Source organism: Rhizobium sp. Nf11,1, from assembly GCF_050587665.1.
GTDB lineage: Bacteria > Pseudomonadota > Alphaproteobacteria > Rhizobiales > Rhizobiaceae > Rhizobium.
In genome coordinates this window covers 423811-438944 of the sequence record NZ_JBOBHU010000001.1, presented here as the reverse complement: position 1 = coordinate 438944, position 15134 = coordinate 423811, and the positions used below count along the sequence as shown (strand labels likewise).

The 15134-nt window shown below is 62.7% G+C and carries 11 protein-coding genes; 3 read left to right on the top strand and 8 right to left on the bottom strand.

The window, feature by feature from the left end:
• Positions 1 to 14: 14 nt before the first annotated feature.
• Positions 15 to 1274 (bottom strand): class I SAM-dependent methyltransferase, encoded by a 1260-nt coding sequence (locus ACQ7C1_RS02130; protein ID WP_430957130.1) that lies wholly within the window; start codon positions 1272 to 1274, stop codon positions 15 to 17.
• A 133-nt stretch (positions 1275 to 1407) separates the two neighbouring features.
• Positions 1408 to 3717 carry a Tex family protein gene (locus ACQ7C1_RS02125; protein WP_430957129.1) on the bottom strand — a complete coding sequence of 770 codons (2310 nt, stop codon included), beginning with the start codon at positions 3715 to 3717 and terminating at the stop codon, positions 1408 to 1410.
• Between the two features lie 239 nt (positions 3718 to 3956).
• Here ACQ7C1_RS02125 and glyS point away from each other — a divergent pair, with 239 nt between their 5' ends.
• The 3 genes from glyS (at position 3957) to ACQ7C1_RS02110 (ending at position 6929) form a co-directional block, all read left to right on the top strand.
• On the top strand, positions 3957 to 6071 hold the full coding sequence (gene glyS / locus ACQ7C1_RS02120; RefSeq protein ID WP_430957127.1) for a glycine--tRNA ligase subunit beta: 2115 nt from the start codon (positions 3957 to 3959) through the stop codon (positions 6069 to 6071).
• A 112-nt stretch (positions 6072 to 6183) separates the two neighbouring features.
• Positions 6184 to 6330: a hypothetical protein gene (locus ACQ7C1_RS02115; protein ID WP_157131373.1), complete on the top strand. Its 147-nt coding sequence runs from the start codon at positions 6184 to 6186 to the stop codon at positions 6328 to 6330.
• A gap of 110 nt (positions 6331 to 6440) precedes the next feature.
• A complete protein-coding gene (locus ACQ7C1_RS02110) occupies positions 6441 to 6929 on the top strand; it encodes a DUF523 domain-containing protein (RefSeq protein ID WP_085777161.1) in 489 nt (162 codons plus the stop codon).
• 80 nt (positions 6930 to 7009) lie between these two features.
• Here the strand turns inward: ACQ7C1_RS02110 and ACQ7C1_RS02105 are convergent, their stop codons facing one another.
• The 6 genes from ACQ7C1_RS02105 to ACQ7C1_RS02080 form a co-directional block, all read right to left on the bottom strand.
• Complete coding sequence (locus ACQ7C1_RS02105; RefSeq protein ID WP_430957126.1) at positions 7010 to 8833, bottom strand: methyl-accepting chemotaxis protein; 1824 nt, start codon at positions 8831 to 8833, stop codon at positions 7010 to 7012.
• 428 nt (positions 8834 to 9261) lie between these two features.
• Entirely contained in the window at positions 9262 to 9723 is a 462-nt protein-coding gene (locus ACQ7C1_RS02100) for a plant virulence effector HPE1-like domain-containing protein (protein WP_430957125.1), read from the bottom strand.
• 93 nt (positions 9724 to 9816) lie between these two features.
• Positions 9817 to 11100: a phosphoribosylamine--glycine ligase gene (purD, locus tag ACQ7C1_RS02095; protein ID WP_430957124.1), complete on the bottom strand. Its 1284-nt coding sequence runs from the start codon at positions 11098 to 11100 to the stop codon at positions 9817 to 9819.
• Between the two features lie 66 nt (positions 11101 to 11166).
• Positions 11167 to 13101: a DUF2207 domain-containing protein gene (locus ACQ7C1_RS02090; protein WP_430957123.1), complete on the bottom strand. Its 1935-nt coding sequence runs from the start codon at positions 13099 to 13101 to the stop codon at positions 11167 to 11169.
• Positions 13102 to 13139: 38 nt separating this feature from the next.
• Positions 13140 to 14402 (bottom strand): 3-phosphoshikimate 1-carboxyvinyltransferase, encoded by a 1263-nt coding sequence (aroA, locus tag ACQ7C1_RS02085; protein ID WP_430957122.1) that lies wholly within the window; start codon positions 14400 to 14402, stop codon positions 13140 to 13142.
• 91 nt (positions 14403 to 14493) lie between these two features.
• Entirely contained in the window at positions 14494 to 15045 is a 552-nt protein-coding gene (locus tag ACQ7C1_RS02080) for a LemA family protein (RefSeq protein WP_430957121.1), read from the bottom strand.
• Between the last annotated feature and the right edge of the window lie 89 nt (positions 15046 to 15134).

Sequence of the window (15134 nt, the reverse complement as noted above, 5' to 3'; positions counted from 1 at the left end):
AATGCTGCGGCGGTTCAGAACGTCACCTTTTCCAGCGGCGCCCGCCGCGCCTCGAATTCCTTCAGCTTGGCTTCATTCTCGGCGATGTAGTTGCGGTTGTCGGGAACGGCGAACTGGTTCTTGGCGATCTGGATCTGCAGGATGAACAGCTCATCCCAGCGGAAGCCCATTTCGGAACCGGCGAGATAGAATTCCCACATGCGGAAGAACTGTTCATCGTAAAGGGCCACCGCCTCGGCCTTGCGCGCCACGAAACGCTCGCGCCAGTGGCGCAGCGTATAGGCGTAATGCATCGGCAGGATTTCGACATCCTTGACCAGCAGCCCGGCCTTCTCGAGCGGCGGCAGCACCTCGCCGACGGAAGGGATGTAGCCGCCAGGAAAAATATACTTCTCGATGAAGGCATTGGTGCCGAAACTCGGCTTCGGACGGCCGATCGAATGCAGCACCATGACGCCATTGTGGTCGAGCAGGTCCGAGACCTTGCGGAAGAAATTGCCGTAGTTGCCGATGCCGACATGCTCGAACATGCCGACCGAGACGATGCGGTCGAACTTCCGGCCGTTCATGGTGCGATAGTCCTGCAGCTCGAAACGAACACGCTCGGACAGACCGCGTTTTTCGGCGCGTGCGCGGGAGACCTTCAGCTGCTCTTCGCTCAGAGTTATACCGGTGAAATCGGCTCCCTCCGTCGCCTCCGCCAGATACATGCCCATGCCGCCCCAGCCGGAGCCGATTTCCAGGATGCGCTGGTTGGGCTTAAGCAGCAGCTTGGCTGCGATATGGCGTTTCTTGGCGAGTTGCGCCTCGTCGAGACTGATGTCCGCCGGGTTAAAATAGGCACATGAATATTGCCAGTCCTCATCCAGAAATAGATCGAAGAGCTTGGCCGAGAGATCGTAATGGTGGGCGACGTTGCGTTTGTTGCGATTGACCGGCACGCGGCTCTTCAATTGCTGCCAGGCAATGCGGCCGACGAGCAGTGCAGCCATCTTGAAATCGAAGATCTCATTGGTGGTGTTCTGCTTCACCAGCGACAGGAAATCATAGATGTTGCCCTGTTCGAGAATGAACCGGCCCTGCATGTACATCTCGCCGAGCTTCATCGTCGGGTCGCGCCGGATGGCGTCTTCAGCCTCCTGATCGGCAAGCCGGGCGACCACCATATCGCCGGTGCCGTCGCCGATCACGTGGGTCTCGCCGTTGGCAAGGGTAAGCTTCAACGAACCCTTGCGGATGATTTGCTGGACGATCGATAAGAAAGCCGACGCCATGGACGCCTCGCAAATGTGACAGGATGGTCACATCAACTTAATAGCTCTCACTCGCCTTACAAGCGCCGGATTTAGCAGTCAGCGCAGAACGCTGCCAAACTGTGGCATTTTTGCCAGAATCCCGGCTAAATCCTTATTTTCGCTTCATGGCTTCAGCGAGTGCAGCGCCGAAAGCACCCTGGCCCTCCGCTTTCGGAGCTGCGGGCCGGCGCTCATTCTGCGGCCGGGCGCCCTGACTTGCGCGGGAATCACCCCTCGGCTGAGACGCAGAAGAACCATCGTCGCGGCGCATCGAAAGGCCGATGCGCTTGCGCTTGGCATCGACTTCCACCACCCGCACCTTGACGACATCGCCCGCCTTGACCACCTCATGCGGGTCCTTGACGAAACGATCGGCGAGCTGCGACACATGCACCAGACCGTCCTGGTGCACGCCGATATCGACGAAGGCGCCGAAGGCGGCGACATTGGTGACCGTGCCTTCCAGCACCATGCCGGGCTTGAGGTCGGAAATTTCATTGACGCCCTCGGCGAAGGTCGCGGTCTTGAAACTCGGACGCGGGTCGCGGCCGGGCTTTTCCAGCTCAGCGATAATATCCTTGACCGTTGGCAGGCCGAATTTCTCATCGATGAACTGGCGCGGATCGACCGATTTCAAGACGGCGCTGTCGCCCATCAGGGCGCGCAGGTCGCGGCCGCAGGCGGCGACGATCTTCTTAGCGACGCCGTAGGCCTCCGGGTGGACGGAGGAGGCATCGAGCGGCTCCTTGCCGTTCGGGATACGCAGGAAGCCGGCGCATTGCTCGAAGGTGCGGCCGCCGAGTCTTGCGACCTTCAGCAGATCACGGCGCGTCTCGAAGCGGCCCTCGCTGTCGCGGTGGCGGACGATGGCCTCTGCGATCGACGGGCCGAGGCCGGAGACGCGGGCGAGCAATGGCGCCGAAGCGGTGTTCAAATCGACGCCGACGGCGTTCACCGCGTCTTCGACGACGGCATCGAGCGAACGCGACAGCTTCTGCTGATCGACATCGTGCTGATACTGGCCGACGCCGATCGATTTCGGCTCGATCTTGACGAGTTCGGCGAGCGGATCCTGCAGGCGGCGCGCGATGGAGACGGCGCCGCGCAGCGATACGTCGAGATCGGGAAACTCCGCCGCACCGGTCGCGGAGGCGGAATAGACCGAGGCGCCCGCTTCCGAAACGATGACCTTGGTCGGCTTTGGGGCCGGCAGCTCGGCAAGCATGTCGGCGACCAGCTTTTCCGTTTCGCGGCTGCCGGTGCCGTTGCCGATCGAGATCAGCTCGACATTGTGCTTGCGGATCAGCGAGGCGAGTTCGATCTGGGCGCCGCGCACGTCGTTCTTCGGCTGGAAGGGATAGACGGTCGATGTCGCCACCACCTTACCGGTGCCGTCGACGACAGCGACCTTGACGCCGGTGCGAATGCCGGGATCGAGCCCCATCGTTGCGCGCGAGCCGGCGGGTGCGGCCAACAGCAGGTCCTTGAGATTGCGGGCGAAGACATGGATCGCTTCCTCTTCGGCCCTTTCGCGCAGCTCGCGCATCAGATCGAGCGACAGCGACATGGAAAGCTTAACCCGCCAAGTCCAGCTGGCGACCTCCATCAGCCAGCGGTCGCCGGGGCGACTCGTGCCGATCTCGTAGGCAGCGGCGATCATCCGTTCGACCGGCTTATTCGGCGAGGCGGTCTCGGCATCAGCCTCGATCGTCAGCGTCAGCACCTCCTCGTTCCAGCCGCGCAGCATGGCAAGCGCCCGGTGGCCGGGCGCGGTCGCCCAGCGTTCCGAGTGATCGAAATAGTCGGAAAACTTCTCACCCGTCGCCTGCTTGCCGTCGACGACTTTGGCTTTCAGCAGCGAAGCCTGGCGCATATGGGCGCGCAACTTGCCGAGCAGGTCGGCATTTTCGGCAATGGCTTCGGCGATGATATCACGCGCGCCTTCAAGCGCCGTCTTCACGTCGGGCACATCAGCCGTGACGAAGCCTTCAGCGAGCACCGCTGGCTCCCGGCCGCGATCGGCAAGGATCGCCTCGGCAAGCGGGCCGAGGCCGCGTTCCCGGGCGATTTCGGCGCGGGTACGCCGCTTCGGCTTATAGGGCAGATAGAGATCCTCGAGCTCCGCCTTGGTTGCGGCACCCGCGACCTTGGCCATCAGCTCCTCAGTCATCTTGCCCTGGCCGGTGATCGATTCGACGATCGTGTCGCGCCGGGCCTCGAGCTCGCGCAGGTACACCAGCCGCTCGGCGAGATCGCGCAGCTGCGTGTCATCGAGCCCGCCCGTCACTTCTTTGCGGTAGCGGGCGATAAAGGGCACGGTGGCCCCCTCGTCGAGCAGCTCGATGGCGGCCTTGGCCTGGTCGGGCCGGGCATTGATTTCGGAAGAGATGCGGGCTGCGAGAAAACGGAGGTCTGCGGCCATGGGATTCCCTATGTCGACGAAAGTTGCGGGACCATAGCGGCGAAAAGCGGCAAGGCAATGCCCGACTGGGGTTTCCACAGCGGAAGTTGACGGGTTGGGGCTACACGGCACAACGCCAACCGTTGCCCACTACCCCATTGCTCTCTTCCGTTTTTGCGGTTGTGCAGATGCGGCATTCTTTGATAGCAGAAGCAACGTTTTTGGATCGCCCTGCCCGCGGGCGCAAGGAAAAGAGTGACATGCCAAACCTTCTTCTCGAACTTCGCTCCGAAGAGATTCCGGCCCGCATGCAGCGCAAGGCTGCGGGCGACCTGAAGAAGCTCGTCACCGATGCGCTCGTCGAAGCCGGCCTGTCCTATGAAGGCGCGCGCGAATACTGGACGCCACGACGGCTGGCGCTCGACATTCACGGCCTGACGGCGCGCTCGGCCGATGTGCGCGAGGAGCGCAAGGGGCCGCGGACCGACGCCAACGAGAAGGCGATCGAGGGCTTTCTTCGCGGCGCCGGCCTTTCGTCCGTCTCCGAGGCCCAGGTGGTGAGCGACCCAAAGAAGGGCGATTTCTACGTCGCTGTGATTTCCAAACCCGGCCGCGCGACGGAAGAGATCGTCGCCGAAGTGATGCCCGGCATCATCCGCGATTTCCCCTGGCCGAAATCGATGCGCTGGGGCAAGGCTTCCTCCAAGCCCGGCGCAATGCGCTGGGTGCGGCCGCTGCAGTCGATCGTCTGCACCTTTGGCCCGGAGCATGAGGAAACCACCGTCATCCCGTTTGAAATCGACGGCATCACCGCCTCCAACATCACCTACGGCCATCGCTTCCACGCGCCCGAGGGAATCACCGTCCGGCGTTTCGACGATTACGTGGCGAGCCTGGAAAAGGCGAAAGTCATCCTCGACGCCGAGCGGCGCAAGGACATCATCCTGCATGACGCGCGCGACATCGCTTTTGCCAACGGGCTCGAACTGGTGGAAGACGAAGGCCTGCTGGAGGAAGTCTCCGGCCTCGTCGAATGGCCGCAGGTGCTCATGGGCAGCTTCGAGGAGGATTATCTCTCCATCCCCTCGGAGATCATCCGGCTGACGATCAAGACCAACCAGAAGTGTTTCGTAACCCGCAGGCAGGGTGAAGAGACGCTGTCGAACAGGTTCGTTCTCGTCTCCAACATCCAGGCGAGCGACGGCGGCAAGGAAATCGTCCACGGCAACGGCAAGGTGGTGCGCGCCCGGCTTTCGGATGCCCTGCATTTCTGGAAGCGCGACCAGGGCGATATGCCCGATCTCGATACGCTGAAAGCATCTGCGGCAAAATTCGGCCTCGACCTGATGAAGCCGCTCGACCAGCGCATGGCCAAGCTCGACGCGCTCGAGGTGACGTTCCATGCCAAGCTTGGCACACAAGGCGCGCGCGTCGCCCGCATTCGCGCGCGGGCATCGGAGCTCGCGAAAATTATCGGCGCCGACGCGGCTCTCGTCGATCGCGCCGCCGTGCTCGCCAAGGCGGATCTGCGCACCGAAGCCGTTGGCGAGTTTCCGGAACTGCAGGGCTTGATGGGCCGCAAATATGCGGTGCTGCAGGGCGAGAACGCCTCCGTCGCCGCGGCGATCGAGGACCATTACAAGCCGCAAGGCCCCTCAGACCGCGTGCCGGACGACAAGGTGGCGATCACGCTGGCGCTGGCCGACAAGCTCGACACGCTGACGGGCTTCTGGGCGATCGACGAAAAGCCGACGGGCTCGAAGGATCCCTTCGCCCTGCGGCGAGCAGCCCTCGGCGTCGTCCGCATTCTGCTCGAGCGACGGATCCGCCTGCCGCTGTTGGCGACGACCAAGGATGGTGATCTGCTCTCCTTCTTTCATGATCGTCTCAAAGTCTATCTGCGCGATCAGGGCGCCCGGCACGATCTGATCGATGCCGTGCTGACGCCTGAAGCCGACGACCTGTTGATGGTGGCGCGCCGCGTCGAAGCGCTGACGGCTTTCATCACCTCGGAGGACGGCGAGAACCTGCTTGCCGGCACCAAGCGCGCCACGCAGCTGCTCGCCGCCGAGGAGAAGAAGGGCACCGTCATCGCCGACGGCGTTTCGCCGGCGCTCTTCAGGCTCGATGCCGAGAAGGAGCTGTTCGCCGCCATAACGAGTGCCTCGGAGGATGCGGCGAACGCCGTTGCCGCGGAGGATTTCCGCTCGGCGATGGAGGCGCTTTCCAAGCTGCGCGGCCCGGTCGACCGCTTCTTCGAAGAGGTGCTCGTCAACGACGAGGATGCCGCGATCCGCGCCAACCGTCTTGCCCTGCTGCGGTTGATCCGCGAGGCAACGGGAACGGTGGCTGATTTCTCGAAGATTTCGGGGTGAGCGGATTTTGAGCTGGGTGCTCTCGCCAGTGCTAACGCGAACGCTGTGCTTGCCGCATGGATCCTCGGGTCAAGCCCGAGGATGACGGAGTGGGGAGTGAGCACTGCGCCAAATGCGGCGCCGCAGACGCAATACGATCAGCGACTTCGAATTCAGTTTCCCAGAGCGCAGCCAGCTTTTCATGGGAAAGATGCAGACGTCCTTTCTTGCCAACAGTGCCGCCCATCTCTCCGTCATGCTCGGCCTTGACCTGCCTTGACCCGAGCATCCATGCCAAGCACTCTGCTTGTGCGGTTTGTTTTGGTCGGTCACCATACATCGATGATCCAACCCTAGCATCACCGCCCCAATGCGGTTACTCAAGCAGCCATGCAAAACAAGATTCTCGTCAGCGCCTGCCTCGTGGGGCACGCCGTCCGTTATGACGGGCGGGCGAAGCCGTTGCTTCACCCGGCGATCGAGAGATGGCGGGCCGAAGGGCGGTTGGTGACGATCTGTCCGGAGATATCCGCGGGCATGCCGGTGCCGCGGCCGCCGGCGGAGATCGCGGATGGAGCGACCGGCGAAGAGGTTCTGGCCGGCACGGCTCGGGTTATAGAGCTGACGGGCGGCGATGTGACGGAAGAGTTCCAGCAGGCGGCCGGAAATGCCGTGGCGCTCGCACGCCAGACCGGTTGCCGCTTTGCGCTGCTCATCGACGGCAGCCCGTCCTGCGGGTCTGGGTTCATCTATGACGGCACGTTTTCCGGCCGCCGGCAGGCCGGCAGCGGCGTCACGGCGGCAGCACTGAAAGCGGCCGGCATCGAAGTGTTTTCCGATCGGGAGATCGAGCGGCTGATCGAGCGCATCGCACGATAGGCCTCCAAATGACACGGCCGCCGGAGAACCGACGGCCGCTAAGAATTTCGTGATAAAAAAGCTTGTTGCCTCCGCGCCGTTTAGGCCGCGCGGCGACCCTGATGTGCAACGGGAGCAGCGCCGGCATTGCCGACCCGGAAGCCGCGGATGAGATCGATCAATTCGTCGGTGTCGCTGGCGAGCGTCTCGGCCGATGCAGTGGTCTCTTCGGCCATGGCGGCGTTCTGCTGGGTGGCGGCGTCGAGCTGGTTCACCGACGAGGAGATTGAGCGCAGCGTCGTGTCCTGCTCGGAGGCGCTGTGGGCGATCTTGGCGACGATCTCGTTGGCGGCCTTGATCTGGTCGGAGATGCGCTTCAGCGCCTCGCCTGCCTCGCCGACCAGACGGACGCCGTGTTCGACCTGGCTGGAGGAGCGGGCGATCTGGTCCTTGATCTCCTTTGCCGCGGCGGCGGAGCGCTGGGCAAGTTCGCGCACCTCCTGGGCGACGACGGCAAAACCCTTGCCGGATTCGCCGGCACGGGCAGCCTCGACGCCGGCGTTCAAAGCCAGGAGGTTGGTCTGGAAGGCGATCTCGTCGATGACGCCAATGATCTTTGATATCTCCGAAGACGATTTCTCGATGCCGCTCATCGCCTCGATCGCCTGGCTGACGATCGCATCGCTGTGGGTGGTCTCGGCACTGACGGCATGCACGCGCTTGCTCGCCTCATGGGCGCCATCGGCCGTCTGGCGGACGGCAACCGTGAGCTCATCGAGGGCGGCGGATGTTTCCTCCAGGCTTGCGGCCTGGCGCTCGGTGCGCTGCGACAACTCGTTGGAGGCGCGGCGGATCTCTTCCTTGCTGATGCCGATATCACTGCCCTTGGCGCTGACCTTGGCCATGGCAGCCTCAAGATGCGACAGCGCATCGTTGAAGTTGTCGCGAAGGGCGGCGTATTTCTGGCCGAGATCGGCGCAGCGGACCGTCAGGTCGCCGCGGGCGATCAGTTCCAGCGCCTGGCCGATCGTCGCCACGACGCGGGCCTGGAGGGCGGCCTCGTCCTGTTGCTGGCGCAGGTTGTTTTCGCGCTCGCTTTCCAGCGCCAGCTGCTGGGCCGCCTCGCGATCGGACATCTGATGGCGTTCGCGGATCTTTTCCTGCAGCGACAGCGTCGCCTTCGCCATCATGCCGACCTCATTGTTCATGCCGGTATGCGGGATGGCGATGGAAACGTCCTCTTCGGAGACCGCCTTCAGGGCGGCATGGACATTGTTGAGAGGGCCAGAAATGCCGCGAATGACGACGTAGGCAGCCGCCATGGCAAGGACGAAGAGAACGATGCTGCCGGAGAGCGCGGTCAGGATCGTACCGTTAATCTGGGCATCGAGATCATCCATATAGACGCCGGTGACAACGACAACCTTCCAGGGGTCGAAGGCCTGGCCATAGGCCGTCTTGCGATAATCGCCGGCCGGCTGGCCCGGCTTGCTGGTGGAATAAAATTCAACGAGACCGCCACCCTGCCGACCGAGCTTGACCAGCTCTTCACGATAGAGCTTGCCCTTGCTGTCCGGCTGCCCCTTCAGGTTCTGTCCGACCTTCGAGGCATCGTAGTGAAACATCATCTGGACATCGTAGCTATAGCCGAAGAAATAGCCGTCAGGATCGTATTTCATGCCGTTGACGGTGGCGTAAGCCTGCTTCTGGGCATCCTCCAGCGTCATTTCGCCTGCGGTGACCTTGGCCTGGTAAAGCTTGAGAACCGAGATCGCCGACTGAACCTCGGCACGGAGCATGTCGTAACGCTCCTTGTAAATCGCATCGACCGAGGAGCGGATCTGCAGGGACGTGGCGATCGCAAAGGCCGCCATCAAGCCGACGATCAGCAATATGAGCTGCTTCGATATCTTTAGATTTTTCATGATTCCTCGCAAAGGGAATGAGCGAATACATTCCGGTGCGGTCTTCTACCGCCTGTGCGAGCGCATCTGAGAAGGACGCGTCTACCGCTGCTAAACAACATGCTGCGACCGGCGAATAAGAATTGAAGGTGACTCAATAAGAAAGCTTTAATTTTATTCGAACTGACGCGAATTTCCCTAAAAATCAGGGGGCTGAGTTACTAAGACAATCGGTGAGTTTCACCTCATAGTCGAATATCGCTCGTTTTGGCTCTGCGGATCTGCCGGGTCCTCAAAGCAGGAATGCACCCCCGCTTCTCTTCGAGGGTGCATCCGCTCCACCGCAGTGGAACCCCAAGCGATCGAAACTTTGATCGGGCAGGGGCAGGGAACTGTCGCAGCGGCTCAAATTGGCTTAGGGGCACACAGCCCTCTGATGCCGTGGTTTTTTAGAAACGCAGCTTGAATTCGGAAACATCGGGAGCCGGCGGCTGCTCAACCATGCCGGCGGCAACCGGCCGGGCATCGCCGCCAATGACGGCTGCAGTCATTGCGTTCATGTCGATGCCTGGCGCGGGCGAGATCGAAGGTTCGGCGGCAGCCAAGGCTTCCGGCGTTGCCTTGCTGACAAAGACGACGGGCGAACCGCCCATCCAGGCTTCGGTGCGGAAGATCTTCGTTTCGCCGCCGACGTCGCGAACTTCGCTCGCCTGGAGGACGCCGGGTTTCAGTTCCGGCACCGTATAGTCCTTGCGGCTTTGCTCGGCCTGTAGCGGCGGGCAAGCAGTGCAGCGTTCAGTGACGATGCTGCCTTCGGCACGCCCTGCCGTTTTGCCGATCACCTCGATCGAGGAGGCCATCGCCGAGCCTGCCATCAGCAGGACTGCCGCACCGAGGAAAATCTGACGCATCAACGCACCTCCGTCTCACTACGACAGCGGTATAGCGCAGCTTCGTTTCCATCCCGTCAGGGGAAAGGATAAAAATTTAAGGAACGCGACGATTTATGCGTCGCGCGAGGCTTTTTCGCGCTCGATCGCGCGCCAGCCGATGTCGCGCCGGCAGAAGCCGTTTTCCCATCGAACCCTATCCAGCAGGGCATAGGCGCGGCCCTTCGCCTCGGCAACCGTGCCGCCCGATGCCGTGACGTTGAGCACGCGGCCGCCGGTTGCGACCAGCACGCCGTCCTTCATGCCCGTGCCGGCATGAAACACCTTCTCGCCCTCGCCTGCCTCCGGCAGGAATTCGATCGGCGTGTTCTTCTCATAGGTGCCGGGATAGCCCTTCGAAGCCATGACCACCGTCAGCGCCGGATCGTCGCTCCATTCGGCCTCCACCTGATCGAGCGTGCCGTTGGCGGTGGCAAGCAGCAAGGGCAGGAGATCGCTTTTCAATCGCATCATCAGCACCTGGCATTCGGGATCGCCGAAGCGGACATTGTATTCGATGAGCTCCGGCCCCTTCTTCGTGATCATCAGGCCGGCGAAAAATACGCCGGAGAAGGGATGGCCGCTCTCGGCCATGCCGCGTATCGTCGGCTTGATGATCTCCTTCATCGTCCGCTCGACCATCTCGGCCGTCATCACAGGCGCCGGCGAATAGGCGCCCATGCCGCCGGTATTGACGCCGGTATCGCCCTCGCCCACCCGCTTGTGATCCTGGGCGGTCGCCAGCGGCAGCGCATGTTTTCCATCGCAGAGACAGAAGAAGCTCGCTTCCTCGCCATCGAGATAGGCTTCGACGACAACTTCGGCGCCAGCGGCGCCAAAAGCGCCCTCGAAGCAGTCGTCGACGGCATCGAGCGCTTCGTCGAGCGTCATCGCAACAGTCACGCCCTTGCCGGCGGCCAGCCCGTCGGCCTTGACGACGATCGGAGCGCCCTGGGCGCGAATATAGGCTTTGGCTTTCGGCGCGTTGTTGAAGCGCTGGTAAGCGCCGGTGGGGATGCCGTAGCGGGCGCAAATATCCTTGGTGAAGCCCTTGGAGCCCTCGAGCTGGGCGGCACCGGCGGAGGGCCCGAAGACTGCCAGGCCGTCGGCGCGCAGCCGGTCGGCGAGGCCGGCGACGAGCGGCGCCTCGGGCCCGACGACGACGAAGTCGATCGCCTTGTCCTTGCAGAAAGAGGCGACCGCTTCGTGATCCTCGACATTCAAGGGCGCGAGGATCGCATGTTCGCCAATGCCGGGATTGCCGGGGGCGGCGTAGAATTCGCTCATCAACGGCGATTGCGCCAGCTTCCAGGCGAGCGCGTGCTCGCGTCCGCCCGATCCGATCAACAGAACCTTCATGCGCGATCCCTTTCCTGTTCCGTCAGGCGGTTAAGGGCCGAGGGCCGAAAGGTCAAGCGGGAAAGCTTACCAGCCCCCGCCTCCGCCGCCGCCTCCACCGCCGCCGGAGGAGCCGCCGCCGGAAAAACCGGAGGATGAACTCGATGGCGGCGGCGAGGGTATCGTCGACGCGATGGTGGAGGCCATCGACGAGGAGAAGCCGCCGACGCGATCGGAGAAGCTGCCGCTGTTGAAATCGCCGGAATACCAGGAGGGCGCATAGGCTGCGGCCGCGCCGGCGGCAGCGGCCGCAAGCCAGGTCTCGAAGGTGCGCGACCAGGGCTTTTCGACGCCGAGCGCCACCGCATAGGGCAGCAGCGTCTCGAAATGCTGCGGCGACATTTGTGGGGCGCCGGCCATATTCATGCGATCCTTCTCGGCCAGCGTCAGATATTGTCGCAGGCCGTCAATGCCGTCCATCATTCTGGCGCCGAGTGGGGTCGGCGCGCCCATGATGAAGAAATAGAGGACATTGAGCAGCACGATGCCGCCGACGGCAAAGAGCATCGGCGTCTCGTGCAATTCCACCAGCGACGAGGCAAGCGTCAGGACGATAATGGAAAGAATGCCGATGCCGACAAAAACGCCGACCGCTGCGGCGATGACGGCCATGACCTTGGCGAACAGCGATCTGCCCTGGTGCAGCGACTTGACCAAACCGGCGATGAAGACGGCAATAAAGACGGAGATGCCAATCGGGATCAGCATCAGCGCGATCGTATCCGGCTCCAGTGAGCCGAAGACGAACAACGCCACCAGGGCGGCGGCGCTCAGCGCAACGCCGCCGGTGGTGTAGCCGATGTTGGAATTATAATATTTGCCGCGATGCTCCCTCTCGATCGCCGAACGGAAGGACTGGCCGATCGTTTTAACCCGCTCACCATTCGCCTCATCGATCGTCAGCGTCCGGCCTTCGCCGCCGGCGACTTTCAGGAGCTCGGCCTCGCCAGCCTGAAATTTCTCCTTGCCGAGCGGTTTGCCGGTGCCGCGGATGATGATCGAATCCTTGAGGTCGTCGAGCTTGACATAGCCGCGCACCGCAAGATTGAGCGCGGTTGCGGCAAGCGCCGTCCAGCCGCCGCCGGAGAAGCCCTTATTGTCGATATAGTTGACCAGCGCCGGCGAGATGCCGTCTGGCGCATCCCAGCGCGGCACGACGACGCCTCGGGCGGGGTCGCGGCCGACCTTCAGCCAGGATCTGAGGTAGTAGGCAAAAACCAGGATCAGGCCGCCGAAGCCGATGAAATAATTGCGGTTGTCCTTCAGCCACCAGGTGCTTTCCATGTCCGCGCCCGGCGGATCGATCGAGCCCTTCGGCATGCGGATCGCAAAGGTCAGGCCTTCTTTGGGGCCAAGAGGCGCGGTGGTGGAAAAGACGATGCCGGCGCCGCTTTCGCTGACACGGGCATCCTTTCCCCTGGCGCCCTGCGGGCCGGTAAAGAAGGTCGTCTCGGTCGCGCGAACATCAGGCGGCAGGTTCACGGTTGCGGTGACTGACCGGATCGGAAAGATCCAGCCATTGCCGGTGACGTTCCAGTAGAGTTCGTCGTGATCGTCGAAGTAGCGGATCTGGCGGTTGGTCCGGTATGTGAAGACGTAGCGATGACGGCCCGGCGTCACCGTCACCTCGGCGGAGCCGGCATAAATGCGGATACCGCCGGATATCGATTCCGTGTGCCAGGGCTCGTTCGCGCCATCGCGCGTGACCGAGACCATGTCGAAATCGACGCTGCGGCGACGGCCGCCGGCGTCGGTGAAATAGAGCGGGAAATCCCGGAAGATGCCGTGGTTGATCCGGTTACCCTCGGCATTGACGGTGATGGTTTCCGTCACCGCCATCACGCCGCTCTTTTCGAGCGCGATCTCGGAGGCGAAACTGTCGATCACCTCGGCTGCAAAGGCCGCCGGGGCGGCGACCATCAGGAGCAGCGCCAAGCAAAAACCGAAAAACCGACGCCCCATCCCTGTCTCCCCGCCGGCTGCCCCGGCTGCGCCTTGCTTCAATCCTTATCCCGATAGGTCACGCCAAGCGCGGCAAGCGTCCGCCAATAGGCGGGGAAGGTCTTGCCGACGCAATCGGGGTCGAGAATGGTGATGCCGTCGATCTTGAGGCCCGCAAGTGCGAAGCTCATCGCGATGCGGTGGTCGGCAAAGGTGTCGATCTCGGCCGGCAACGTCTGACCGGCGAGAGCAGGATCGGAGTGGACGATCAGATCGTCCCCCTCCTCGACCGCCAGACCTTCGCGGATGTTGTTGAGTCCGGTGGACAGGGCGCGGATGCGGTCGCATTCCTTGACGCGCAGATTGGCGATGCCGACGAAGCGGACCGGCGTCTCGTTGAAGGCGGCCAGCACGGCGATGGTCGGAACGGCATCCTGCATCTGCGAGCCGTCGATCTCGGCCGGCAGATGCGGAAATTTGGCGATCGTCTCGTAGGCCTTGGCATCCGGCTGGGTGAAGGCATCGTTCGGCACGCCGAGATCGATCCTGCCATCGCTCAGCACTTCGGCCGCCCAGAGATAGGTCGCGGCGGATGCATCCGGCTCGATGACGAAATCGGCGGCGCGATAGCCGGTCGGCTCGACGCGCCAGGTGACGGGGCTGGTCTTTTCGACCTTGGCGCCGAAGGCCTTCATCGCCGCGGTGGTGAGATCGATATAGCCAAGCGCGCCGATATCCTCGCCGACAAGTTCGATGTCGACCGGACGGTCCCCGCCGGCCGCCATCATCAGCAGCGCCGAAACATATTGGCTGGACAGCCCACCATCGATCAGGATTCGATCGGCCTCAAAGCGGCCGGTGCCTCTGACGGTGACCGGCGGGCAGCCGGTGTCGGCGCTCGCATCGATGCCGAGCTTGCGCATCGCTTCGACCAGCGGACCGATCGGGCGCTTGCGCATGTGCTCGTCGCCATCGACGATGACGGTGCCGTCGACGAGAGCCGCAGCAGCCGTCAGGAAGCGCGTGGCCGTACCGGCATTGCCGAGGAATAGCGGCGCCTTCGGCGGCGTGAGCCTGCCGCTGCCGGTGACAACGAAGGTGGTGTCGTCGGGCTCGTCGATCGTAACACCCATGGCGCGCAGCGCATCGGCCATATAGCGCGTATCGTCGCTCTTCAGCGCGCCGGTCAGCCTGCTCGTGCCCCTGGCAAGACCGGCGAGCAGCAGGGCGCGATTGGTGATCGACTTCGAACCAGGTGGCATCGCGCGGCCCGAAAGCGGCCGGCCCGGCGGGATGATCGTGAGTTTGGCTGTGCGTGTCATGCTATGTCTTCCGTCCATGAGCGAAGCTAAATCGCGTCGCCATCTGCCTTTGCTCTTAACCGCTTTCTCGCAAAGGCAAAATGGCGGATCGTCAGAATTTGACGCTGGGGACGGCGCGATCGGCCTCGTTGGTGATTTCGAAATACTCGCGCTTGGCAAAACCGAACTGGCCGGCAACAAGATTGGAGGGGAAGCTTTCGACCTTGACGTTGAGGTCACGGGCCGCGCCATTGTAATAACGCCGCGCCATCTGCAGCTCACCTTCCATGGTTTCAAGCGACGCCTGCAGCTCGGCGAAATTCTGGTTGGCCTTGAGATCGGGATAGGCTTCGGCGAGCGCGATTACCCGGCCGAGCGCCTGGCCGAGCAGCCCTTCCGCCTGCGCCCTGCCGGCGACATCGCCCGATGGCACGGCCTGCGCCTTGTTGCGCAGCGCAACCACCTCCTCGAGCGTCGATTTTTCATGGGCGGCATAACCCTTGACTGTCTCGATCAGGTTCGGAATCAGATCGGCGCGGCGCTTCAACTGCACATCGATGCCCGACCAGGCTTCCTCCGCCATCTGCCGAGAGCGAACCAGGCCGTTATAAATGAAGACGATGTAAAGCGCGATGACAGCGATAAGCGCGAGTATCACATACATGCAGATGGGCTCCCCGATTTGATGATCACACGTTAGTGATTCGGCGTAACAAAGTCATCGTGGTGCGGTCGTTCTCCGGCCGATTTCAA

Coding starts and splice junctions, on each gene's coding strand:
- ACQ7C1_RS02130 (WP_430957130.1), bottom strand. CDS start 1,274: ATGGCGTCGGCTTTCTTATCGATCGTCCAGCAAATCATCCGCAAGGGT.
- ACQ7C1_RS02125 (WP_430957129.1), bottom strand. CDS start 3,717: ATGGCCGCAGACCTCCGTTTTCTCGCAGCCCGCATCTCTTCCGAAATC.
- glyS (WP_430957127.1), top strand. CDS start 3,957: ATGCCAAACCTTCTTCTCGAACTTCGCTCCGAAGAGATTCCGGCCCGC.
- ACQ7C1_RS02115 (WP_157131373.1), top strand. CDS start 6,184: ATGCGGCGCCGCAGACGCAATACGATCAGCGACTTCGAATTCAGTTTC.
- ACQ7C1_RS02110 (WP_085777161.1), top strand. CDS start 6,441: ATGCAAAACAAGATTCTCGTCAGCGCCTGCCTCGTGGGGCACGCCGTC.
- ACQ7C1_RS02105 (WP_430957126.1), bottom strand. CDS start 8,833: ATGAAAAATCTAAAGATATCGAAGCAGCTCATATTGCTGATCGTCGGC.
- ACQ7C1_RS02100 (WP_430957125.1), bottom strand. CDS start 9,723: ATGCGTCAGATTTTCCTCGGTGCGGCAGTCCTGCTGATGGCAGGCTCG.
- purD (WP_430957124.1), bottom strand. CDS start 11,100: ATGAAGGTTCTGTTGATCGGATCGGGCGGACGCGAGCACGCGCTCGCC.
- ACQ7C1_RS02090 (WP_430957123.1), bottom strand. CDS start 13,101: ATGGGGCGTCGGTTTTTCGGTTTTTGCTTGGCGCTGCTCCTGATGGTC.
- aroA (WP_430957122.1), bottom strand. CDS start 14,402: ATGACACGCACAGCCAAACTCACGATCATCCCGCCGGGCCGGCCGCTT.
- ACQ7C1_RS02080 (WP_430957121.1), bottom strand. CDS start 15,045: ATGTATGTGATACTCGCGCTTATCGCTGTCATCGCGCTTTACATCGTC.